Below are 26,853 nucleotides of genomic sequence, written 5' to 3'. Positions count from 1 at the left end.
GTCCCCTCCTTAACTCAATTGTTGTACATGTCTTGTTACTTTAGGCTGATAGCTTCGCAGTTTTTGCATCGCCGAGCCGTGATGTTCAGGGTATACTTCTATCATTTCTTCCGGTTTTTCCTCCGGCTCTTCCGCCTGTTTCATCATGACGAACTGATTCAATGGGCCGCCGAGCAATCGTTCAAGCGCCGCCATTGCTTCGGGCGCTTCAATTGATCCGACTCCCGCCTGTTTCATCCGTTCTTGATATTCGGCAGATGATACGATTCCGACACTGCCCCAATAGCTCCAATTCATCACTGCCGCCGAATACGGCCGGACTTGAGCCAAATGAGCGGCAAAGGCATCTTTGAAACTGCACCCGGCAGCATAATTGCTTTGTCCGGCCGCTCGTGCAAATGATTGAACAGATGAGAAGAACAAAGCAAAGTCCAGCGGCTCATTTTGGAACACGCGGGCCATATTCACGCTGACATTGACTTTTGCAGCGAGCACGCTTTTCAAACGGCTTTCCGGCATATTCGCCAGGCTCTGATCCTCTAAAACAATTGCGGAATGGATGATTCCGTTAATTTGCGGGTGCGTGCGTTTAATCGTTTCATACGCCCTTGTGAGCTCATCCGGGTTTGCCGCGTCAGCTTCAATATAAATCGGCGCCGGCCCGAATTGGCTGAGTCTGTCGATTTTTTCCTGGATGGCGCTGTTATGTTTTCGTCTGCCGATCCAAACGACTCGCGCCTGATACGTTTTCACGGCATATTCGCTCCATGCCTCGCCGATGCCCCCCGCGCCGCCGATGACGACATAAACGCCGCCTTTTTGGTAAGCGGTCCGGCTTGACACCGGCTGCTGTACAGGAATAAGGCGCTGTTTGTACCAGTGATTGTTGCGGTACGCCCATGTATTTCCTTGCTCATCAAACGGCGCTGAGAACAGCTCCGCCTTTGAAACATCTTCCGGACATCCGGCATCAATCAGCCGTGTTTGCCAGTTCGGATACTCTTTTGCGAGCGAACCGATCAAACCGTGAATGCCTGCATGAGCCGGATCAATGATGTCCGCCGGCTGTACGGACTGTGTTTTTATTGTGACTGCAGTCAAGCTGATTCGCTTGCCTCCGTATCCTAAAGCAAGCATCGCCTTAATCACTCTGTACATCTGGATGACGCCCGCATCTTGAGCTTTCACCATGTCATCAGCGCTGTGAAAAGGAGCGATCCATACGATATGCCCGAAAGACCCTCTTGCTTTCAGCTCAGCCGCAACAGCCTCTATTTCATCCTCCGGGTTGATATGAAGCCGTTTCGCAGAAGGATGATGCAATTGAAAAGCCGCGCTTTCCTCATCCCCTGCGATAAAGACAACCTCTTCCGTCTTATATGCCGGGCTTTGGGCACGGAATTCCGCAAGATCCCATACCGGAGCCAGAAGGTTTGCTCCATTTAATGATGTTTCCGGCGCCGGGCCTTCCATCATTCTGGAAGAAATCCCTTTAATCCTGACACAGACGCGGCCTGTCTCATCGCATAAGTCAATGTCCAGCCGCTGTATTTTTTCATCCGTTCCCCGGGAGCTGACATACGCCCACATGCTTGTCGTGCACGGGCTGAAAATGTCCAGTTCCTCAAGGGCGAACGGCAGTGACAGCTGGTTATCATCTGCATGCAGCTTCAGTCCGATTGTCGCTTGCAAAGCTGAATCAAGCATACACGGGTGAAGAACGTATTGATCTGCCGTTTCTTCGAGGAAGGAAGGCAGACGGAGCTCAGCTAATGCTTGATTGCTTCCGATATGAATGTGCTGAATTCCTTGTTGTCCGGGACCGTAGTCAATGCCGATTTTGCTGAATAAGCCGTAACACTGTTCAGAAGTCAGCATGCTGCGACCGCATTGAGCTTTCAGTGCGCCTATATCACGGTGCGGAGCCTCACCGGCGCCGAGAATGCCGGCAGCCCCCTGACAGTGTATCTGCCTGCCGCTTGCTTCTGTTTGTGAATCCGTGTAAATGTCATACACGATTTCACCGTTTTCCCTCGGAATCAGGCTGATTTGCGCTTCAATCGGGCGGGTTCCCGCTTCTATCGGCCGAACCCAAACGATGTTTTTCAGACGGATGACAGACGGAACTTCCTTTTGCCCTTTGACTGCCTGAGCAACCGCCGCCCTGGCCATTTCCAAGTAGGCAACGCCCGGCATAACCGGCTTGCCTTTAATAAGATGATCGGTGAAAATCGTCTCTTGTCCCGTAAATTCGGATCGGTACCGCTGCTCTGTTAAATCCGATACATTCTCGTGAAGCAGCGGGTGCAGCACCCGCGACGTCGGCACAGCTTGCGGTTTTTCTGCTTTCGGCCGGTTGTCCGTGATCCAGTACCGCTCTTTCGCAAACGGGTAAGCAGGAAGACTCATCCGTTGGGGCTTGATATCAGAATATAAGCCGTCCCATTTGATATCCGCGCCCTGCACCCATAATTCCGCAAGCTTGTCATTCTCCCGGCGGCTTATCAGCTCTTCGATATCCGCTTCGCCGTTTGCGCCTGCCAGAATGGATTTCAGCGGGGTTTTACCCGCTTTTCCTTTATAAATGCCCGCTTTGTCATAACGTCCTTTCGCACAGCTCTTTAGCTTGTCCCGCAGTTCTTCGGCCGAGGAAGCGATAATGGCCGCTCTTTCTTCCATCGCATCACGTCCCTGCTGAAGCGTGTAAGCAACATCGGCAAGATCCGCATCCGTAAAAGAAGCTTGCGCCAGCTGCTGCGCCTGTTCCTGCAGACGTTCTTCTTCTTTGGCCGACAGCACAAAGATTTGAGGGTGTGTGAAAACAGCTGTTTTTCTTTCTTCCTTCGGGATATATTCTTCAATGACGACATGGGCGTTTACGCCGCCGATGCCGAAAGAACTGATTCCCGCACGGCGCGGCAGATGATTGCCGTTTTCGTCTTTCAATGCCGTCCATTCTCTTTTTTCCTGTACGATGTAAAACGGACTGTCTTTCAGCTTGATATACGGGTTGATGACCTCGCTGTGGAGGCTTTTTGCAAGTGTTTTATGCTTCATCTGCATCAGCACTTTGATCACACCCGCGACACCGGCTGCCAGTGACAGGTGGCCGATATTGGTTTTGGCCGATCCCAAACCGCAGTGACTCGCGTAAACGGCGGGATCGCCTGTTTTTTCGTACAGCTTTTGAAAGGCGGATTTCAGGCCGTTGATTTCGACCGGATCGCCAAGCTCCGTTCCGGTTCCGTGCGCTTCTATATAAGTGACGGTTCTCGGATCAATGCCTGCTTTGTCATAAGCCGTTCTGACGACTTCCGCCTGGGCTTTCGGGTTCGGTGTCGTCAAGGAGTTCGCGCGTCCGCCGTGGTTGACCGCGCTGCCTTTAATGACGCCGTAAATATGATCGCCCGCTTTTTCCGCTTCTGACAGCTTTTTCAAAAACAGAATTCCGGCACCTTCACTGACGGCAAATCCGTCCGCCCTGTCGGAGAACGTTTTGCATTTCCCTTCTTTGCTCAGCGCACCCGCTTTGTCATAAGCGATGTGGCCTTGCGGTGTGACGACGGTATTCACGCCGCCGGCGATCGCCATCTCGCAGTTCCCGTTTTCAATGGCGCATACGGCGTGATGAATCGCGACCAGCGAGCTGGAACAAGCCGTGTCGATCGGTTCACTCGGCCCGTGCAGATTGAGCATATAGCTGACGCGGTTCGGCCCTGCTGACGGACTCATATTTGCGGCTGACGCACCGCCGATATCCAGATCGGAAAACAGTGAGCCGTATCCGGTATTCCCCGTGCCGATATACAGGCCTGTTTTCGTGCCGGAAAGGCTTTTAGCGGAATATCCCGCATCTTCTATCGCCTTCCACGCATACATCATTAACAAGCGCTGCTGGGGATCCATCTGTTCGGCTTCCAGCGGTGAAATTCCGAAGAACAGCGGATCAAATTCCGCAACTCCGTCAATAAACCCGCCCCACTTTACATTTGTTTTGTTGGCTTCATTAAGCGGGTCACCGTAATACTCCCGCCAGTCCCAGCGATCCGCCGGCACCTCTGTTATACAGTCTTTTCCCTCTTCTAAATTGCGCCAATACTCATCAATATTTGCGGCCTTCGGAAACACTCCGCTCATGCCGACAATGGCGATCGGTTCCGGTTTATGTTCAGCCGCAGTCTGAACAGGCTGTACGGCAGTTTTTGCAAATCGTTTGTTCCCTGCCAGTCTGATGCCGCCATCATCTGTTACGCCGCTTTGTTTTTCTTCTTTCGGCTGTGTGCTGCCGGCAAATTGCGTTTGATAGTCTTCTGCTAAATGATGCGCCAAGGCTTGAATCGTCGCATATTCAAAAAATATGGTCGGTGTCAGATCAAGCTGATAAGTGTCATTCAGCTTGTTGGCGAATTCCGTCAGCGTAATGGAATCAAATCCGTATTGATTGAACTCCAATTCGATATCGATTTCTTCAATGTTTATTTTCAGAAGCCCGGAAACTTCTTTTGCCAGCAATTCCTGAAGTTTGGCCGCCAGGTCTTTCGGCGCAGGCGTTTCCTCCGTTTTCTTAACCGGTGCAAAAGCGGCTGCGGGAGTCTTTGGAAGCAGTTTTTCCCGCATTACGGCGCGGTTTCCTTCCATGACGAGCACACTTGTTTTCCCCATGCTCCATGCTTTGTAAAGAGCTTCTATTCCGGTTTCAGTGCGCATCGGCGTTACGCCGGTTCTTTTTTCGGTGAGCTTCGCCATTTCTTCATTGACTTGCATTCCGCCGTCTTTCCAAAGCGGCCAATTGATTGACAATGTGTGACCGTGGCGGTACATTGCCGTAACCAGCGCGTTGCGGTATGCCGCATAGCTGTCCATAAATGCGTTTGCTGCCGCATAATCCGCCTGTCCCGCATTCCCGGTGACACTGGAAATGGATGAGAAAACGATGAAAAAGTCCAGCGCTAAATGCTCGGTTGCTTCATCAAGGTTGACAAATCCGTCCGTTTTAGGAGCCAATACACTGTAAAACTCTTCGGTTGTTTTCTTTGCGATATATTGATCTTTCATCACACCCGCGCTATGAATGATGCCGTGAAGGCCGCCATATTCCGTTTCAATTGTTTTGACCAGGTCTGCCGCAGTTAGAGCGTTTGTTACGTCAGCCTGTTTGTATTCCGCTTTTGCTCCGAGTGATTCAAGCGATTGCAGCTGCATCCGCTGATTCTCGCTTAATGCGGAACGGCCTGTCAAAACCAGTGTCGGCTTTTTGACTTTCCGGGCAATTTCTTTCGCGAAAATAAATCCTAAACCCCCGGCCCCTCCGGTAATGAGATAAATGCCTCCGTCGTTCCACGGAATGCGTATTTTTCCGCCGGACACGGCCGTTTCTTTGACATCTGCGCTGTATCGGATGCCGTTTTCATATTTGATATGGCTGTCATCAGCCCTTGTTTTATTTTCTCTGATGATGTCTGTGATTCTGCCGTTTTCCGCCGGTTCTATTTCAATCAGCTGGGTTTTCAGTTTTTTATGTTCCAGGCCGGCTGTTTTTAGCAGAGCTGAAATCCCTGAGAGCAGCTGATGCTTATCTGTTTTAGCGAGAACCGTCTGGATAAGGACGTCTCCTTCCGTCTCTTCCTTCAGCAGTTTTTGCAGCGTCTCCAATATCCGTCCTGTATAATCACGGAAGCGCGTCGCCGCTTTCCCGTGCGGGGAGGTCATTTCAATACATTCAGCTCCCGCGGCTTCAACGGCTTGTTTTAATCCGGCGTCTGTGTCACAAAGCATTACGATATGCCGGGCAAAAACGGGTTCCGTTTGAACGGCAGTTTCATCGCTTCGTGTCCATACCGGCTCAAGCATGAGCGTTTCCGGAGCTTTTTCTTTTTTCTCAGGTTCTTTTTCAGCCGTTCTGAATGACAAACCTTTCAGCCTTACGCACACCTTGCCATTTTCATCACAAATATCAAGATCGCGTGTTTCAACCTGGCCGGCTTTGTGGTCTTCAGAAAGTCTGGCGTATACCCACATCTCGGCAGCGCATGCGCTGAATACTTCAAGCTCCTGAACCGCAAACGGAAGCATCAGTTTTTCATCATTTGTTCCGGTTAATATGCTTGATGCCTGCAATGCAGAGTCCATTAAGCCCGGATGCATGACATACTCCTGTACCGTGTCCGCACAAGCCGCATCAAGAGACAGTCTGCCCAATACGAAATCATCACCTGTATAAATCGCTTTGACACCCCGGAAAGCCGGGCCGTAATCAAAACCGATTTTGCGGTACATATCGTACACTTCATCTGCAGAAAACGGTGTCTCGGCGGATTGTGATCTCAGTTTTTGCAGATCAATGACCGGAGCCTTTGCGTCAGGGCGGACTGATACTGCCCCTTGGCTGTAAACGGACGGCTGATCTGTTTCCCGGCCGCAGTAAATGTCGAATTGAACGTCATTTGCCGTTTCGGGAATGAGACGGATGTTGACATGAACCGGCTCGTCTTCAATGGTAATCGGCCGCACCCAAACCGTATTCTTAAGCTTGACGCTTCCTTGTCCGGCCGGAACTTCAGATGCCTGTTCCATTGCTGCGCGCGCCATTTCAAGATGTGCCACACCCGGTAAAATCGGCACGCCTTTTACAACATGATCCGCAAGGTAAAATTCTTCTCCTGTATAGATTGAGCTGAACCGCTGTTCTGCAAGGTTTGAAGTATTTCTGTGCAGAAGCGGATGAAGCGCGTCTTGTTTTCCGGCAGATACAGTGCTTGTTTTTTCGTGTTTTCCGGTGTGTTTCGCCGCCCAATAGAGGTCTTTTGCAAAAGGATACGACGGTAGGCTCATGCGTTTAGGCGGCCGGTCTCCATACAGCTTCGCCCAATCGACGTTCAGCCCTTTGGCCCATAATTCAAGCAGCTTCGCGTATTTGCCTCGTGCCATCCATTTTTCAACGGCTTCTTGAATTTCTTCATCTTCCGTCAGCATTTGCAGCGTGCCTTTGTCTATTCTTCCTCTGTACAAATCCGCATGCTTATCTCCAGTGATAAACTGTGACAGTTTTTCCTGCAGTTCTTCTGCGGATCCGGCAATAACCGCCAGGCGTTCTTCCATGGCGTCCCTTCCGATTTGGAGAGTATATGCCATAGAAACGAGGCTGGAATGATCGTACCGTTTTTCAGTAAGCGCACGTTTCAGCTGTTTTGCCTGCTCTTTCAGGCGTTTTTCATTTTTGGCGGACAGAACGAAAAGACATGGGTCGATATGAGAATCATCTGCTTCCTCTCTGTCTTCTGGGATGTATTCTTCGATGACGACGTGGGCATTTACGCCTCCGATGCCGAATGAGCTGATGCCCGCGCGGCGCGGCTGTTCGTTTCCGCGTTCGTCCGTCTGCGTCTTCCATTCCATCGTCTCCCGCACCAGGTAAAACGGACTGTCTTCAAGCTGAATATACGGATTTACCGTCTCACAGTGGAGACTTTTGACTAATGTCCGATGCTTCATCTGCAGCAAAATTTTAATAATGCCCGCTGCTCCCGCGGCAAGGGATAAATGGCCGATATTCGTTTTGACCGACCCTAAGCCGCAATAGCCGGCCGCTTTCTCTTTTCCGTCTGCAAACGAGCTGAACGCTTGTTTCAGGCCATTAATTTCAACGGGATCCCCCAATTCTGTTCCGGTGCCGTGCGCTTCGATATAAGAGACTGTTTTCGGATCAATGCCCGCTTTTTTGTATGCGGCTTTAATGACTTCCGCCTGTTGTTTCGGGTTAGGCGTTGTTAAAGATGCCGCACGGCCGCCGTGATTCACCGCGCTTCCTTTAATGACGCCGTAAATATGGTCCCCATCCGCCTCAGCGGCTTTCAGCTTTTTGAGGAAAAAGAGCCCGGCTCCTTCACCATGGGCAAAACCGTCAGCCTGATCGGAGAACGTCTTGCATCTTCCTTCTTTACTCAGCGCGCCCGCTTTGTCAAAGCTGATATACACATCCGGAAGAACAATCGTATTGATTCCTCCCGCCAAAGCCATGTCGCACGTCCCTTCTTCAATTGAAGAAACGGCATGGTGTATGGCAACGAGCGAGCTTGAGCAGGCGGTATCAATCGGTTCGCTCGGCCCGTGCAGATTGAGCGTATAGCTGACACGGTTCGGTCCGACAGACGGACTTGTATTCGCCGCGGATGACCCTTCAATCGCCGCATCGGCATTGGCTAAAAGAGAACCGTAGCCGGTATTTCCGGTCCCGATAAACACACCTGTCTTTGTGCCTGAGAGACTCTTTGACGCATATCCGGCATCTTCAATCGCTTTCCACGCATACGTCAGCAAGAGGCGCTGCTGAGGGTCCATTTGCTCCGCTTCCCGCGGTGAAATCCCGAAAAACAACGGATCAAATTCAGCAATTCCGTCAATAAACCCGCCTTGGTTGACGTTTGTTTTATTGGCTTCTTTTGCGGGATCCCCGTAATAGTCCCGCCAGTCCCAGCGGTCTTTCGGAATCTCGGTCATGCAGTCTTTGCCTTCTTTCAGGTTCTGCCAGAAAGCTTCAATGTCTTCTGCCATCGGGAAAATCCCGCTGATGCCTACGATTGCGATCGGTTCCGGCCCTTGGTCCCGCTGCACTGTCTGCGGAAGTGTCTCAGGCAGAGTGCGGCGCCGCTTAACGGCCGGGCGCGTGATTTGAGTCTCTTTTACCGGTCTTGCCGATTGAACCGTTTTTGTATTTACCGCAAACCGTCCGGCAAATTCCTCTTCGTATTCACTGATTAAATGAACGGCAAATTCATGGATTGTCGGATGATCAAAGAAAATCGTCGGCGTTAACGTAAGCCGGTACGTTTTGTTTAACTGGTTCGTAAACTCAGTCATCGAGATAGAATCCAGCCCGTATTTTGTCATTTCTTCATGAGGATCAATTTTGTCAATGTTTACTTTTAACAGTGAGGCCGTCTGCTGTTTTAACAGATGCTTCACTTTTTCAAGCAGGCTGTCAGCATCAATATCATGACGTACGCCGGTCTCTGCTTCCGGATGATCATTCTCTTTGCGGAACCGTTTTGCTTTCATGTTTTTCACATCTCCTTCAAGAACCGTCATCCGGGCTGTCCCGCTCATCAAGCCTTGATATAAAGCCTTGATGCCGGCATCTGTGCCGAGCGGTGCGATTCCCGCCTCCTGCATCAGCATATCTTCCGTCTGCTTTCCTGCCTGCATTCCGCCTTCTTTCCATAACGGCCAGCTGACAGAAAGCGTCTTTCCGTATCTTTGTCCTGCGGCTTGTAAAGAACGGCGGTACTCGGCATACATCTCCATAAAGACATTTGCAGACGCATAATCAGCCTGGCCGACGCTTCCAAGCACACCTGATAAGGATGAGAAGACAATAAAGACATCTAATTTCTCATGTTGTGACGCTTCATCAAGATACACAAGGCCCTTCACTTTCGGAGCGAGAACGTGTTGGAATTCCTCTGCCGTCTTCTTCACCATGTAGTTGTCTTTTATAATGCCGGCACTGTGAACAATCCCGTCCAGCTTGCCGTGCCGTTTACGGATATTGCGGATCAATCGGTATACTTCTGCTTCGTCCGTGACATCGGTCTGCTCGTAGAAAACAGAAGAGCCGGCAGCACGTACTATTTCCAGCATGTCTTTCTGCTTTTCTCCGAGAGCGGACCGGCCGGTTAGTATGATGACGGCATCTTTTGTACGGTTTGCGATCTCTTTTGCAAAAATCAGACCTAAACCTCCGGCACCTCCTGTAATGAGATAAACGCCTTCGTCTTTCCACGGAATGTCCGGCTCCGCTTGAGAAATATCCATCTCTTCCCAATCAGCGGCAAAGCGCTTGCCGTTTTCATATTTCACATGGACGCTTTCGGCATGCATACGGTTTTCCGCCGCTTTTTCCGCGATGCCTTCAGCACTTTCTTTCTCCTCGGCTTCGATCATTTGACAGATCAGCTTGGAATGTTCAAGGCATGCGGTTTTGAAGAGGCCGGTAATGCCTGAGAACACCTGCTGTAAGCCTGCTGACCGCGTAACAGCCTGAAAAAGAACCCGACCCTTCGGCTTGCTTTTCATTATGGTTTTGATATGGTCAAACAGCTGACCCGCATAAGAATGATACCGCTCTGCAATAGATGCGGGACGATCGTCCAAGATAATGACGCTTGCATGTTCAAGCTTTGCTTCGACAGCTTGTTTAACGGCTTCATCGTACTCACAAAGGAAAATGATATGCTGTTCATACGAAGGCGCATGATCGGCCGGTTCCGGCTGCTCTTTCCAGACCGGTTCAGCGAGCAATGTCTCGGTACGGCTGACGGGAACGCCGGCACCCGCGTTTTCTTCCATGATCCGCGTTGAGAAACCTCTCATCCGCACACAAAGCCCGCCGTTATTGTCATATAAATCAATATCTGCTTTTTGGATAGGATCGCCGGCTTTATTGTTCGCGCTGAATGTGACGTGCACCCACATATCATCAGCGCACGGATTCAGAACGTCCAGCTCCTCTAAAGCAAACGGCAATGCGGCTTTGAATGGTTCCCCGCTTTCTGCCAGCAGCGCTCTCGTCACGTTTTGTAAATATTCGGCGGCCTGAAGCGCACCGTCCATCATACTCGGATGAAGGATATAATCAGCTTTCGTACGGGAGACGGATTCAGGAAGCTTCAATTTAGCAAGCAGACGGTCTTCGCCTTTGTATACAAGCTGTACACCTTTGTAGCCAGGCCCGTAATCAGCTCCGATCATTCCTTTGTAAAACGCTTGAGATCCGATTGTTCCCTGCGTGCACCGGCGCTTCAGCTGCTCAATATCCGCCGCTTCCTCCGGTTCCTTCCGGATGATTTCAGCGATGCCCTGATTATAAAGAGGAGCTTCTTCACCGATAGAATCGTTACCGCCGTACATTCTGTATTGAATCTGTCCGTCCTCTTCTTCATAAAGTCCGATATGGACACGGACAGCGTCCTGATCGGCTATCACCGGGCGGACCCATACGATATTCTTTAAGCGCAGGCCGAGAGAATCCTCTGTTGCCCCGCCGATGCTTTTCTCCGCCGCGGCCCGTGCCATCTCAAGGGTGACGGCAGCCGGCACGATCGCCATTCCTTTAATGATATGCTCGGCAATAAAATACTCTTTTCCCGTAAATTCCGAACTGAACCGCTGCTCCTGCAAGACGGATGTATTCTGATGTACCAGCGGATGCAAAAACTTCGCATCGGTTTGCTTCACAGTTTCTTCCGGCCAGAAGCGCTCCTCTGCGAACGGGTAGGTCGGCGCACTGATTCTTCGCGGCGCGGAATCCTGATACAATAAGCCCCAATCAACACGCGCTCCTTCAATCCAGAGCGCCGCAAGTGCTTTCAGCTTTTCATCACGTGTCTGACATGCCGCAAGCTCTTCCATCTCCTGAGCCGACACTTCTCTGCTTCTCACTTTTTCGCCCCGTAAGATGTTTTGGTCATTGCCGTTGATGAAATCCTGCAGCTGACGCTTCAGATCGTGACGATCATGACTGATAAAAACGGCTCTCTCTTCCATCGCTTCACGTCCGGTCTGATACGTAAATGCCAGATCATGCAAGGAAACATCGTTTTCGGCTTCATCCAGAAAGCCGGATAAACAAGTTGCATAGGCAGTAAGACGCTGCTTATTTCTCGCTGACAGCGGAACGATATAAGGCGGCTGTCCGTCATTTAATCCGCTGATCGTTTTGTTTTCATACTGTTCAAAAATGGCGTGTGCGTTTGTTCCTCCGAGTCCGAATGAGCTTAACGCTGCCCGGTGCGGCGTCTCTCTCTCCGGAAGCGATTTTCTCTTATCCGCCACATAAAACGGCGAACCGCTGAATTTGATATTCGGATTCGGTGACGTGTAATTAATGGTAGGCGCCAGCTCCCGATGATATAAACTCATGGCGACTTTGATGCACCCGGCCAGACCTGCTGCTGTATCCAAATGTCCGATATTCGTTTTTACGGAGCCGATCCCGCAATACTGCTCCCGGTCCGTGTAACGTTTATACACTTGCTGCAGCGCGGACATTTCAATCGGATCACCCAATGTCGTTCCAGTGCCGTGCGCTTCGATATAGGAAATCGTCTCCGGGTGAATATTCGTGCTGTCTAAAACATGCTGGATGACGTCAGTCTGACCTTTTACACTTGGTGCGTAAAATCCGACTTTATCCGCTCCGTCATTGTTCAGACCGATGCCTCTGAGCATGGCGTATATGTGATCTCCGTCCTGAACGGCTTGCGACGCCTTTTTCAGCAGAATGACGGCCGCTCCTTCTCCGCCCGCCATACCGTCGGCTGAAGCGTCAAATGCCTTGACATGCCCGTCGCTTGAAAAATTCAATCCGTTTTGGTGCACATAGCCGATACCGGTCGTTGCATGCAGAGTTGCTCCGCCGACGAGCGCGTATTCCGATTCTCCGCTCGTTATACTTTTATAGGCTGAATAAAGACCGACTAATGATGATGAGCAATTGGAATGAACGAAATAGCTTGGCCCTTTTAATCCGAGCTTATGGGAAACCATCGTCGGAATCGTACCGCTCTGCGCTAACACCCATGAGACATAGCCATCGGGAGATTCATGGCCTTCTGTCGTTTTTTCCGGCAAAAGCGACCGAAACGAATTATTGCTTGCCGACATATATACGCTTGTCTTCGGAATCTCTTTGGATACATATCCCGCGTCCTCGACGGCTTTCCAAGAATGTAGCAGCAGAAGCCGAAGCTGAGGATCCATAAATTCTGCGTCTTTCGGAGAAATGTGAAAGAACTCAGGGTCAAAGAGATCTTTTCCTTCTATCGTCGATAATGCCGGCACATAGTCGGGATTTTCGATCAAATCTTCAGGCACGCCGGCTTCCCGAAGTTCTTCTTCCGAGTAGAACCGGACGCTTTCCTTTCCTTCTCTTAACTGCTTCCAAAACTCATGATGATTTTTCGCGCCGGGGAACTGGCAGGAAATCCCCACTATCGCCACACTGTCGTCAAAGTAAGACGGCACCCCGTTTTGCGGTGTTTGTTCTCTTTCTCTTTCATCTTGGCCTGATACCTCTGATTCAGCCGTCTGTTTAGTTTCAACAATAAATCGGCTGATCGCCTGAATGGTAGAGTGTTCGAATAAATCCGTAACGGTAAAGTCGCATTCGAGCTCCTGTTTAATGCGTTCTGCCGCCGCAACAGCCAAAAGCGAGTCGCCTCCCACATCGAAAAAGCCGTCTTCGGTTTTGATGCCCGCCGTATTCAGCAGGTCTTCCCATATTGCGGTCACTTTCGCTTCCGCTTCTGATAACGGCAGTCTGCCCGTCTTTTCAGACCTGTGAACAATTACCTTGCGCTGTTTTAGGTCTTTGCGGTTCACTTTTCCGCTCGGTGTTAACGGCAGCGCATCCAGACGGATAAAATGAGCAGGCGCCATATAATCCGGCAGACTCGATAAAAGATGGTTGCGGAGCGCTTTTTCATCAGCCGTATGACCGGAGCGGGCCGTATAATAAGCAATCAGCTTTTTATGTCCGTTCTTTTCCTGAACAACAACCGCCTGATCAAGAATGTCCGGATGTTCGTTCAATTTCGTTTCAATCGCTCCCAATTCGATGCGGAAGCCGCGAATTTTCACCTGACTGTCAATCCGGCCGGCATATTCTATATTTCCGTCAGGCAGCCATCTGGCCAAATCACCTGTCTTGTAAAGTTTTTCTCCTTCACTAAACGGATTATCAATAAATGATGCCGCCGTCAGCTCAGGCTGATTGTAATAGCCTCTGGCCAGACCGGCGCCGGCCACGCAAAGCTCCCCGGCCACACCGTCAGGGACGGGGCTGAGCTTTTCATCGACGATATAAAGCCGCGTATTTTGAATCGGTTTCCCGATCGGCGTATTCCTGCTTGTGATTTCCTTTTGGCTGCAGCTGTAGTAAGCGGCATAAATAGATGTTTCCGTCGGGCCGTATATATTTTCAATTCTGGCATGTTTGAAGATGGAAACGGCCTTTTTGACTAAATCTTTCGGAAACGCCTCACCGGCCACCATCACATATTTCACAGGGCCGTCTTCTGTAAATGCCGTATGCCGCTTTACCGTTTCCAGAAATACATTAAACACGGCGGGAGCAAAATTCAGATGCGTGACCTGGTGGGTTTGGATGTATTCCATGCAAAGCTGCGGATTTTTTTCTGCACCAGGCGGCAAAATGACAAGCCGTCCGTTTCCGATAAACCAGCCGAATAATTCAGAAATCGAAACGTCAAATACGTAATTCGTTTTTAACAAATAGGCATCCTCTTGCGCGACCGGATACTCAGCTTCCAAAAACTGCAGCGTATTCATGATGGCCCTGTGCTCAACCATGACGCCTTTCGGTTTTCCCGTGCTTCCGGACGTATATAGAATATAAGCGAGATGATGCGGTTTTGAACGCGGCGTCAGTTTTGCCCCGCTGACAGAACGTCCGCTGTTTTCAATTTCCACCGTGCTCACACCGCCGACGGCCAACTGTTCAATCATGCCGCGCGTCTTTGCTTGCGTTAATACGATTGAAACGCCGCTGTCAGTCAACACGTGCGCCATCCGTTCGTTTGGAAAAGCCGGGTCCAGCGGCACATACGCGCCTCCCGCTTTTAAAATGGCGAGGATGCCGATGACCATCTCAAAAGAACGCTCCGTACAAATGCCGACCGGGCATTCCGGTGTGACTCCCTTTTCTTGCAGGTGCACAGCGAGCGCCGTGCTTCGTTCATCTAATTCGCGATATGTAAGACTGTTTTCACCGAATGTGACGGCTTCTCTGTCAGGGTGGCGTCCGGCTTTTTCCGCAAACACTTCATGAATGCAGCGCTCATTCGGCTGATGGGATGAACGGCTTGCTTCACGTTTTTGATTGAGCAGGCCGGAACAGGCTTCAAAAGTGATCTCCGGATCAGAAAGCACCTTTTCTGCCAGTTTCATATAATGCTCCGCCATCCGTTCGATGAAAGAAGGGCTGTAGACATCCGGGTTGTACAGAAATTGCAGGACGGTTCCTGTTTCTTTTTTATAGACTTCAAGCGCAAGCTCAAATTCGCCTTCCTGATGAATGTCTTCTATCATTTCGATGCCGAGTGATTGATATAGTTCCGCCAGCTTTTCCGCTCCTTCTGTCCGGAAGAAGTTTTGATAGAAAAACGCGGTTTGAAAAACAGGCGAAACCGCAGGCGAGCGTTCCGTCTTCAATTCTTTGACAAGCGCGGGAAACGGATACGCGGCATGGTCCAGCCCTTCTGCCAGTGTCAGCTGCAGCTCCTTCAAAAACGACGTAAAGGATTTGGCGCCCGTCTCCCTGCTTCTGACCGCGATCATATTAATAAAGTATCCGATGACAGACTCAAATTGAGCCTCAGAGCGCCCCATCGTCGGCATGCCGACGATGACATCTTCCTGATTCGTATATTGATAGAGCAGCCCTTTGAAAATAGCGAGATACACAACGGATTCATTGACATTATGTTTTTGGGCGCACACTTTAATCTGCCGGTTCAGTTCATCAGGAAGCAAGCGCTGATACGCCTGCCCTCTGCAAGTTTGAACCGATGATCTCGGATAATCCGACGGAAGCTCAAGCACCGGCAGCGGTCCTTCCAGCTGCTTTTTCCAATAAGAGAGATGCGTTTTTCCCGCTTCGCTTTCCAGCAGCTCTTTTTCCCATTTCACAAAATCATGATAATCTGCGGCCTGCTGAACCATGACAGGTTCTTTGCCTTCACTTGCTTTCACATAAGCGTCCAGCAGCGCCGACATAAACGTCATAAGAGAGACGCCGTCAAAAATGGTATGGTGAATGGTGATTAACACAATCGGCTCCCGCTTCGCCCGCCGGAATACATGAACGCGAAGGAGCGGCCCGGTTTCAAGCGCGAACGGTTCTTTTGCTTTTTCTTTAATAAACGAAAGAACGTCACGCCCGCTTAATTCAGAAAGATCCATTTCTTCAATCGGAAAATGCCGATCCGTATCTTCTATCTGATACGGAAGGCCGTTTTCCTCTTTTATCACACTGGTCAAAATAGGGTGCTGGCGCTGCACGGACAAAAGGGCGTTTTTGAATGTCTCGATATCCAGCTTTTGAAAACGAAAGCATAACGGAATGTTATATGCGCTCATCTCCGGAAACATTTTCTGAAGCATCCACAAACCTTTCTGGCCTTCAGAAAGCGGACGTTTTGCAGTTGTCCGCTTGAAAGCCTGAAGCTTTTGTTCTACTTCAGCGATGGTGAGCGTTCCTGATCTGTAGGCATCGAGAAGTTCTTTATGATTCATAGGTCTTACTCCCTTCTATGATGTCTTGCACTCTTTTAAAATCTAATGTCCCCTCAGAGACCTGTTTCATCATGGCGATGATCTCCTGATCCGTATACTCCTTGTTATCCGGAGCGGCGGCTTCTGTTTCGGTTTCTTCCGTTCGGTAAAACGTTTCGAGCGTTTCTTTGTGTTCTGTCAGGTAATAGCTGATGACGTCTCCGAGCGTGGCATAGCTGTAAAATAACGCCGGAGTGACTTCAATGCCGTAATGACTCGACAAAAGAGCGGCAAATTTGGCTAAATAGATGGAATCAAATCCGAATTCCGCCCAGTTTTTATGCAGGACGAGTTTATTTTTAGATATTTTCAGCAGACTGTGTATCAGCTCTTTCAAATCCGCTTCGAGCCGTTTTTCCGTGCTTTCTTCTGGGATGCGACGGCTCACGGTTTCCAAAAGCGCATCCGTTTTTGATGAATCGTCCCGCCGTATGCCTAAAAATCGTTCGGCACGGCTTCTTTTGCCGGCAATGACAAGGCACTGGGTGTTGTCTTGAGAAATGATGCGCTCAAACAGCTCAATGCCTTCATCTGTTTCCAACAGGCGCTGGCCGCTTGATTTCAGGTACATGCCCGTCGTCTCTTCACCGCCGACGGCCATTCCGCCGTTTTTCCAGACCGGCCAGTTTATGACAAAAGCGTTTCTGCTTTCTGATTGTTCGTTTTTATAGCGGGCATACGCCATTTGGAACCTGTTCGCGACTGCGTAATCACAGCAGCCGAAATCTCCTAAAACAGCCGATGTGGATGAAAAGTAGCAGATGAAATCAGGCGTTTCGTTTTTCAGCCACTCGTCAAGAAGCAGGCTTCCGTTTATTTTCGGTTCAAGCGTACTGCGGAAATTCCCGATTTCATTTTCAAAGACGGATGTTCTGCTTTCGATGCCCGCCGCATGAATGACGCCGTGAATGGCTCCGAATCGTTCTTTCGCGCGCTTGATGCAGTCGCCCATTCCGATCGGATCACAAACATCGGCTTCGGCGTAAAGAACACCCGCGCCGAGATTTTCCAGGTCTTTCATTTTTTCTTTCTTTTCTTCATTGATCGGCGACCGCCCCGTGAGAATGACATTTGCCTGGTAGTTCCGGGCGAGATGGCGGGCAAATAAGTAGCCGAGCCCTCCTAATCCGCCTGTAATGAGATATGTTCCGCCGGTTCTGATCCTGCCGTTTTCTTTCGTTAGTCCGGTTGGTTCGGTGTGATAGACATATCGTTTTCCCTCTTCCAAGAAAACGGTATGATCTGTTTCAGCTTTCAGCTCGTCCCAAATGGTTCTCATCCAGTCCGTTATGGCCGCACCGGCTTTTCTGAAGTGGCCGGTAACACTTGTTTTCGGAAGAACAATGCCGAGCGAACGCTCAAAGCCGATCCATGATTCCAAGTAGCACCTTTCCAGACCGGATGCATATTCCCCCGCCAATAACAGCCTTTCCGGCTGAAGACCGGTCTCAGCCATTGCTTTGAGAATATGGACAATACATGAATAATCTTCGATGCAGCTTTTATCTTCAAGCGCCCATAAATACAAAATGGCGGAAGCTTCACCGTACTCTTTTTGAATATCCGCAAAAGCGTTCACATATGATTGCGGATCTTCCCGCACCACTTGGCAGCGGCCGGCGGACAAGGCCTCATACCGGTCTCCCTGAGCGATAAAAATAACGTCAATGTCACTGTCATACGATTTGATCACAGAGACGGCTTCCTGCTGCTTTTTCTGATCAGTTAAGAAAGAAATCACCGTTTTGACTTGCTTTTCTCCGGCAGCCGGCAGAGCCTGTTCTTTAAGAACTTCTCTAAAAGCCATTACTTCAAACTGCTCCGCCGGATCAGTTTCATCAGCCGGCGCGTTAACGGGCGCGGCCTTGCTTTGTACAGGCTGCTGATGCCAAAAGCGTTCTTTCGCAAACGGATAAGCAGGCAGGCTGATGCGGGCCGGAGGACGGTCTCCGTATAATTTCGCCCAATTGATGTCCAATCCTTTTACCCAAAGCTCAAGCAGCTTAGAATATTTTCTTTTGCTGATCCAAGCGTCTATGATGGTTTCCATATCATCATCCGCCGAAAATACGGCAAGCATCCGTTTGTTTTCTTCCGTGCCGTCACGGTGCAGTCCGGCGCTGTTTTGTCCGGCGATAAATCCATTCAGTTTTTCTTCAAGTTCATGAAGTGAATGAACGATAAAACCGAGACGCTCTTCCATCGGCACCCGGCCAGTCTGGAGAGTAAAGGCTATGCTCAAAAGATCGCGGCCGCTGTATCTTTTTTCACGGATGGCGTCTCTGAGCTGTTTTGCTTTTTCAGTGAGCCGTTCGCTGTTTTTCGCGGACAGGACGATGATGGCGGGCTGATCTGCCGGCGTCTCATCAGGCTCTTTATCTGCCGTATATTCTTCTATGATAAGGTGGGCGTTTGCTCCTCCCGCGCCGAAGCTGCTTAACCCCGCCCTTCTCGGAAGCTCTTTGCCGCCGATGACGGGACGTTTCCACTCACCGAGCTCCTGCTGAACGGCAAACGGTGTATACGCGAAATCAATATTTGGGTTCAGCTGTTCTGCGTGCAGGGACGGCGCAATTTGGCGGTCTTTGAGCTGGAATAATATTTTTGTCAGACCCGCAATGCCCGCGGCGCTTTCACAATGGCCGATATTTGATTTTGCGGAGCCGATGGCGCAAAACTGTTTGTCTGTTGTATCCTCTTCAAATGCTTTCGTTAATCCGGCGATTTCAATCGGATCTCCTAATGCGGTCCCCGTGCCGTGGGCTTCAATATAACTGACGGTGCGCGCCGGGACGTTTGCTCTTTGAAAAGCTTCTTTTATTAAGGCGGCCTGCGCATTCGGATTCGGAACGGTGTATCCGTTCGTTTTGCCTCCGCTGTTAATGGTGCTTCCTTTAATCACACCGTAAATGTGATCGTTATCGGCGATCGCTTGCTCCAACGGCTTTAATACGACCGCTCCCACCCCTTCTCCGTCTACAAAACCGTCCGCGCGGTCTCCGAACGATTTGCACGTGTCGCTTGCGGAAAGCATGTTCATGACTGACAGATTCATATAATGGATCGGGTCGGTCACTATGTTTACGCCCCCGGCAATCGCGCATTCGCTTGAACCGCTGTATATGCTCTCAAGCGCCAGATGAATGGCCGTCAAAGAAGAGGAGCAGGCTGTATCAACGGCAATGCTCGGCCCTTGGAAATCAAAAAGGTAAGATACCCTGTTGGCAATGGACCAGTAGCCGTAGCCTGTCGGGTAGTTTTTGTTCATCGCGCCGGCAAAAACACCGATTTTTCTGCTTTGGCACAGGTTGTCAGGCGTATAGCCGGCATCCTCGATACTCGCATACGCCGTTTCTAAAAATAATCGCTCCTGCGGGTCCATTCGCTCCGCTTCCAAAGGAGAAATCTGAAAGAACAGCGGATCAAACTTGTCCATATCCTCAATGAAGCCGCCCCATTTCGTATAAATAGAGCCTTCTTTACCTTTCTCTTCATTGTAGTAATCCTGCCAGTTCCAGCGTTCCCGGGGAATTTCTTCTATGCAGTTTTTTCCTTTTTTAATATTATCCCAAAGCTCAGCTGCTGTTTTTGCCTGCGGGTAGCGTCCTGAAACACCGATGATGGCCACGTCGCGAACCGAACTTTGCCGGACGGTCTCTTTGGCTGCCCGCTTTTCCCTCCGCCGCCAGTCAGTGCGAAGCGGCTTAGCAGGCTGTACAGCCTGCGGTTCTGGTGTTGCCTTCCGTTCTTCCTGAACAGGCGTTTGTCCCGTCAGTTTGATCATCGCGTCTTTTTTCGTTTTGATTAAGTGAGCGACGAGCGCCTCGATCGTCTGATATTCAAAAAATAAAGTGCTGCTGACTTGGTCCAATACATTTCGTAACGCGTTTGTCAGCTGTACGACGACGATAGAATCAATTCCGTATTTTTCAAGCGGCGCTTTCGGATCAATTTGAGCCGGCGGAATTTTTAACGTTTCTCCGATTAACGTTTTCAAGTACTCGGTGCTTTTTTCTGTTAAAGACGTGTCGCCTTTTTGCACCGTTGTTTGCGCCTGAAGTTCCGGCGTATATGCTGCTTTTGGCGGAGCGGTCCGTTTTCCGGCCCCTGATGTAAGCGTTTTTTGGCGAACAACGCCGTTGCTTTTTGCCGTTATAATCTGATGGCTTAATTCATGTGCCGCTTCTGCCGGGAAGAAGACAGAATGCCAGCCTTCACTTTCTAACACGCGCTTCCAGCTTTCCGGATACAAGCCCGGGCACCCCGGAATACGAAGGGCTGAATCTTCATGCAGCCACCAGCCTTCAAGCAGTCCGAAAGTAATATGCGGGAACAGGCTGTTTCCCGCCATTTCATTTAAGAGCAGCAAACCGTTGTCTTTTAAAACGGCTTTGGCGTTTCTCAGCGTCTGGCGGATGTCTTTCGTCGCGTGGAGCACATTGGCGGCAACGACGATGTCGTATGCGCCCGGCTCTATGTCCTGGCCGGCAAGCGGCGCTTCTGCGTTAAAAAGCTTATACGTCAAATAAGGATTCCGTTTGCCGTATTCCGTCTCCGCATGCACGAGAAAAGCTTTCGATACATCGGTGTAACAGTATTCTTTTATATGGTTTTGATACGGCCTAAGCTTTTCAAATATGCCTGCGCTTGTGCCGCCTGTGCCTGCTCCGATTTCCAGTATGCGGATCTCGGCTTTTGAATGTTTGCTGATGTTTTCTTTCACATACGCCGTTAATGTATCTGACAGAGCGCTGTTAAAGTAATCCGCGACTTGATTGTGCTTATAAATTCCTTCAACAAGTTCCATTGAAGAGTGCGGGAACATGATGTCAGTCGCCGGCACGTCTTCGCGCAGAATGTCCGGCAGTGCTTTAAGCATCGTCTCGGCTAAAACAGTCATCGCTTTTGTATCGGCGTTATTGAGCCATTCCTCTTTTTCCTGCTCCCATTTTTGCCATAGCGAGGCGGTTGTGTCTTCGGCTCGCGCCGACAATTTATATGAATCCGCATTCCCTTCCAGATAACCATGTTCCAGAAGGAAAGCGATCGTTTGATTGAGCCATTTTTTAAAGTATTCGTGTTCGGGCTCATACGCTTTAAGGCTTTGCGGCGCCAGCAAGTCTGCTTCTTTAAGCTGGGCGATCAAAAGCTGATACAGAAAATCATCGAGCTTCTGATGTTCAGCCGCTTTTACAAGACGTGCGCCGGGCGGAGCGGCCTTCAGCTGTTGTGAAGAGACAAGCGGCTGAGACGGATAAACGGAAATTTTTTCTGTTTCACTCATCCCTTCGACCGCGACCGGTTTTGTCGTATGAATGAAAGCCGCTTGATCAACCGGCAGCGTCATAAGGGTTTCAAGCGCCTCCATCGCAGCGTCCGGTTCGATCAATCCCAATCCGATCTGATCCATCAGCTGAATAAAATCGCCGTCTTCAGCCGCTTCGCTGTTGCCCCAATAGCCCCAATTCATGACTTTGACCGGACAATTCCATGTCTGATCAAGTTCTTTCGCAAATGCGTCACTGAAAGCGCATCCTGCGGCATAGTGGCTTTGTTTCACGTTATGGATAAATGCCACAAGCGAGGAGAAGAAGAGCGCAAAGTCAAGCGGCTCCCGTCCAAATACCTCCGCCATGGACACACTGACATCGGCTTTTGCCCGCAGCACCGATTTGAACTCTTCTGTCTTCATATTATTTAAGCTCTGCTCAGACAGATCCATTGCCGAGTGGATGATTCCGTTCATTTTTGTGTGACGCTCTTTTATGAACTGGTAAGCCCGCTCTAAGGAAGCACTGTCAGCGGCATCGGCGGAAACATATTCAGGCGCCGGGCCGAATGCTCTGAGCCGGTCGAGTTTCGCCTGTATGGAATCATTCAGTGTGCTTCTTCCGATCCAAATGATATGTGCTTTGTAGCGGCGGATCATGTATTCACTCCATGCCTCGCCAAGATATCCGGCGCCTCCGATCACGGCATAAACCCCGCCTGTTTGGTACAGCGTGCCGTTTTTCGGCATATTGTCAAGCGGTATCAGCTGCCGCTCAAACAGCTGCTGATTGCGGTACGCCCAAATTTGACCGTTTTTTCCGGCAGAAAGACTGAGCGCCTCTTTGACCGGCCAGCTGCCGTCCGTTTCCGTGTCAATCATGCGGATATTCCAATGCGGATATTCTTTCGCCATTGTTCCGGCAAGTCCGCTGACTGCGGCCTGTGACGGGTCGGCGCTGTCTTGATCGGAAAACGGCTGGGCATTTGCTGTGACGATGCACCAGTCCAAATGTTTTTCTCCGTACCCCAAGGCAAGTAATGCTTTCATCAGCTTGAACACATGAAGAACGTTTCTTTCCTGTTCCTTGAGGCTGCAAGCACTTTCAGCCTGCGGAGCAAGCCAAATGATTTGCTCCAGTTCTTTTTGTCCTTCAAGCATGTGCGTAAGAGATGTGATATCATCCGTACCTCTGATCGGATAATAGGAAGCGTTCGGCAGATGTTCTTTTATGCGCGTATGCGTTCTGTCAGTTTCACCGAAAACCGCAGTCTGCTTTTCCGCCGTTTTTGCTTTCTTCGTTTTTTTAAGTGCAACGGGCTCCCAAGCCGGAATCAGCATCGTATGGCCGACAGGCGCCTCCGGGGTTTCACCGCCTGCTGTTTGGCCTGTATCAAGCGCCCGGACGGACGCGCCTTTCATCCGGACATAAACCGTACCGGCATCATCGCACATATCAATGTCAAATTTTCTTACGTTGTCATCTGCTTTGCTGCCTTCTGTGTACCGGATATATGACCAGATATGTTCAGGACACGGCCCGAACACTTCCACTTCCTGCATCGCAAACGGCAGAGAAAGCTCGTGGCTGTCTGCATCGTCATGTATTGATCGGACAAGCAGACCGACGGAGGCGTGAAAAGCGGCGTCCATCATACTCGGGTGAAGCGTATACTGTTCTTTATTGTCATGTACGGCAGCCGGGAGTGAAATACGGGCCAATAATCGGTCTTCTCCGATCAGCAATTGCTGTACGCCTCTGTATGCCTCTCCGTAATCCAGACCGATCTTCTCAAAAGCACCGTAACATTCTTCCGCAGTCACGGTCCCTGAATTGCAGGAAGCTTTGACAGACTCGATATCAATCTGGGCGCTTCCCGGTTCGGTAATGACCGCTTCACCTTGGCTGTGAATAACCGGATCTTCGCCGTTTTCTGCCTCACTGAATATTTCATAGGTAATCTCACCATTATCTTCTGGATAAAGGGCAATATGTATTTCCTTCGGTTTGTCTTCAATCATGACCGGCCGGACCCAAACAACCTGCCTGAGTGTGACGCTATGGCCTTTTTCCGTCACGGCAGCGGCCTTTTTGACCGCCTCTCTGGCCATTTCCAAATAGGCAACGCCCGGCAGTATTTTTTGCCCGTTGACGACATGGTCAGATAGGAAAAATTCATCTCCAGTAAAAAGAGACGTGAAGCGCTGCTGCGAAAAATCTGACGTATTTTCTTGTAAAAGCGGATGCAGCACTGTGCCTGACACGCTTTTCTCCTGTTTTTTCTGCTGCGGAATCCAATAGCGTTCTTTTGCAAACGGATACGTCGGAACGCTTGTTTTACGCGGTTTACCCGAAGCGTACAGCCTATTCCAATCTATTATTTTCCCTTCTGCCCATAACTCGGCAAGCCGTATCGGATCATCCGTCTCAGGAGCGGTTTCGCTCAGTTCCGGCAGCTCGGCTTGTCCGCGCCAAAGACCGGGGATGTTTTCGTTTCCTTTTACGAAATCATTCAGCTTTTCTTTCAAGTCGCGGGTGTCATTTACAAGGAAGACAGCTCTCTCCTCCATTGCTTCACGTCCTGTCTGAAGTGTATAAGCCAGTTCAGACAGCACCGTCTTTTCTGAAAGCGATCGGGCTAGTTTTTCCGCATAGGCCAGAAGCCTGTCTTTATTTCTTGCTGACAGCGGGATGAGTTTTGCTGCATTGTTCTCAGGTGCAGGCGCTTTTTGTTCAGGCTGAATGTATTCTTCTAAAATGATATGGGCGTTCGAACCTGATGCACCGAAGGAACTGAGTCCGGCCCGGCGCGGATAATGTGTGACTTTTCCGTTTTCTTCGGCTGCCGGCTGCTTCCACGGAGCAGTCTGCTGCTGTACGTAAAAAGGAGATCCCTCAAATTTCAGGTAAGGATTTAATTCCTCAGAATGCAGTGATTTGACAAGCGTTTTGTGATGAAGCTGCAGCGCCGCTTTTGTTAACCCGCTGATCCCCGCCGCTGATTCTGCGTGACCGATATTTGATTTGACCGAACCGATGGAACAAAATTGCTGATCCTGCGTCCCTTGGCTGAACGCTTTTGACAGACCTTCAATTTCAATCGGGTCTCCTAACGAAGTACCCGTGCCATGGGCTTCCACATAACTGACGGTCCGCGGGCTGATACCTGCTTTTTTCAGACAGGCCTTAATGACTTCTGCCTGTGCAGCAGGACTCGGGACGGTAATTCCGCTTACTTTCCCGACGTGGTTAACGGCGCTTCCTTTAATGACCGCGTAAATGCGGTCGCCGTCTTGTTCGGCTTTTTCCAGCGGCTTGAGCAAGACCGCACCGACTCCTTCTCCCGAAACGTAGCCGTCCCCGCCCTCGCCGAATGTACGGCAGCGGCCGTCACTTGAGTGCATGCCCACGCTTCCGTAGCTGAGATATTTCGCCGGGTGCAGCGACAAGTTCACCCCTCCCGCAAGCGCGGCTTCACATTCGCCGCGGCGGATGCTTTCAATGGCCAGATGGACGGCGGTCAATGATGAGGAACAAACAGTATCCACCGCGATGCTCGGCCCGTGAAAGTCACAATAATAGGACACTCTGTTGGCGATCTGCGCATAATTCAGTGAAACCGGAAAAGGATCAGCTTCAGATAATTGTTCTGCGCCGATTAAGGAATAATCTTTATGCATCACCCCTGCAAATACGCCGATCGGATGCTGTTTCTCCCCTTTATTCCCCAGCGTTTCAGGCGTATACCCCGCATCTTCAATCGTTTCCCAGCATGTTTCTAAAAACAGGCGCTCCTGCGGATCCATCGTTTCCGCCTCACGCGGTGAGATTCTGAAAAACTGCGGATCGAAACAGTCGGCATCGTCAATGAAACCGCCCCATTTTGATACTGTTTTTCCAGACGGGGACGTTACGTTTTGATATGTTTTCCAATCCCATCGGGACTTCGGAACTTCAGTGATGCAATCCGTGCCTGCCTTAAGGTTTTCCCAAAACTCCGCCACACTTTTCGCTTTCGGATAGCGGCCGGCCATTCCGATAATCGCGATGTCTCCGGTGTTTTTATGAAGTTCTGGCGCGTCCGGCGCTTCAGCTTCAGACCGTGATGATTCGGCTGCACGTTCCTCCGCATATTCAAATGAACCAGTCTTTTTCAGAAAGGCTGCGAGTTCTTTTATATTTGTATATTCAAAGAGAAGAGTGGGCGCGAGGTCCGCACCCGTCTTTTTACTGATATCCTGTACAATCTCAAGCAAAGAAGATGAATCCAGCCCAAGCTCGTAGTAGCCTGCAAGAACGTCCAGCGTCTCCCAAGTCTGCCCAAGCTTATCAGCCAAAAGCTTCTTTAAAAACAGAATAATGTCTTTTACATCTGCGCTTTCCGGCTCAGCTGCAGCCTGTTGATTCTGTTCGGCTGTATTCGCGTCTTCTTCGAGCCGAACCGCTTTTCCCGTAATGTTTTTAAGCTCCGCCACCTTTTGTCCGGATCGGCTGAAGTACTCGATCGTCATCGTTGTGAGTTCTTTTTCCTGACGGACGCCGGAAGCGGCGATACGCGCCGTGCATTCTGATTGAAGCCTGTCAGCGGCCGTGAACGATTCATAATATAAAGGCAGGTGAAGCCGGTTTGTTTCTGAAAGCAAACCGCTCCCCCCGATCCCGCTCGCATCCAAAAGGGCCGGATGGAATAAAAAGAAATCTTTTCCTTCTTCGCAAGAAAGCTCAGCCAGCATGCCGCCTTCTGTTTCGTACAATCGTCCATTCGATTTCATCATCCCGGAATGAACCAAGTCATGATCCAGACAGCGGTTATACATGTCATCAAGATTCAGAGACCTGGCTGACTGCTTCACATCGCCGAAATCAATGGTTTCGTCAAATGTGACAGCGTCTCTTTTCACCATTTCAGCCGTCGCATATTGTATATTGTCTGACAGCTCGTCACCTTGCTGTTTCTGCCCTGAAAGGGAGATGAGCCACTTTCCATCTCCGCTATCAGAACATTGAATGGTCAGAATGATTGCAGCCGTTTCACTGACGGTTAAAGGCTGATAAATCGTAACGTGCTTCAATTCAAGCTCATTGTATACATAACCGTGTTCCTGAAAAACCTGATAAATCAAATCGATATAAGCAAGACCGGGCAATACCGCTTCACCAAAGACCATATGGCCCTTCATGATGGGATGATCCAGTGAGATATTGATTTTTTCCGATATCATTCCTTCCCACT

The 26,853-nt window shown here is 50.1% G+C and carries 2 protein-coding genes; both read right to left on the bottom strand.

The genetic code is table 11. The features are described 5' to 3' along the window. Window positions 1-9: 9 nt before the first annotated feature. The gene (locus G9F48_RS04245) at window positions 10-16,311 is read right to left on the bottom strand and encodes a non-ribosomal peptide synthetase (RefSeq protein WP_165409067.1); all 16,302 of its coding nucleotides are present in this window, start codon (window positions 16,309-16,311) and stop codon (window positions 10-12) included. Next, window positions 16,301-26,842, bottom strand: a complete 10,542-nt coding sequence (locus G9F48_RS04240; protein ID WP_165409066.1) for an SDR family NAD(P)-dependent oxidoreductase — start codon at window positions 26,840-26,842, stop codon at window positions 16,301-16,303. The genes G9F48_RS04245 and G9F48_RS04240 overlap by 11 nt, the downstream gene beginning before the upstream one ends. Between the last annotated feature and the right edge of the window lie 11 nt (window positions 26,843-26,853).

The organism is Bacillus sp. EKM420B, from assembly GCF_011065565.1.
GTDB classification, from domain to species: domain Bacteria; phylum Bacillota; class Bacilli; order Bacillales; family Bacillaceae; genus Bacillus; species Bacillus velezensis.
This window is presented reverse-complemented; position numbering and strand designations above follow the sequence as displayed.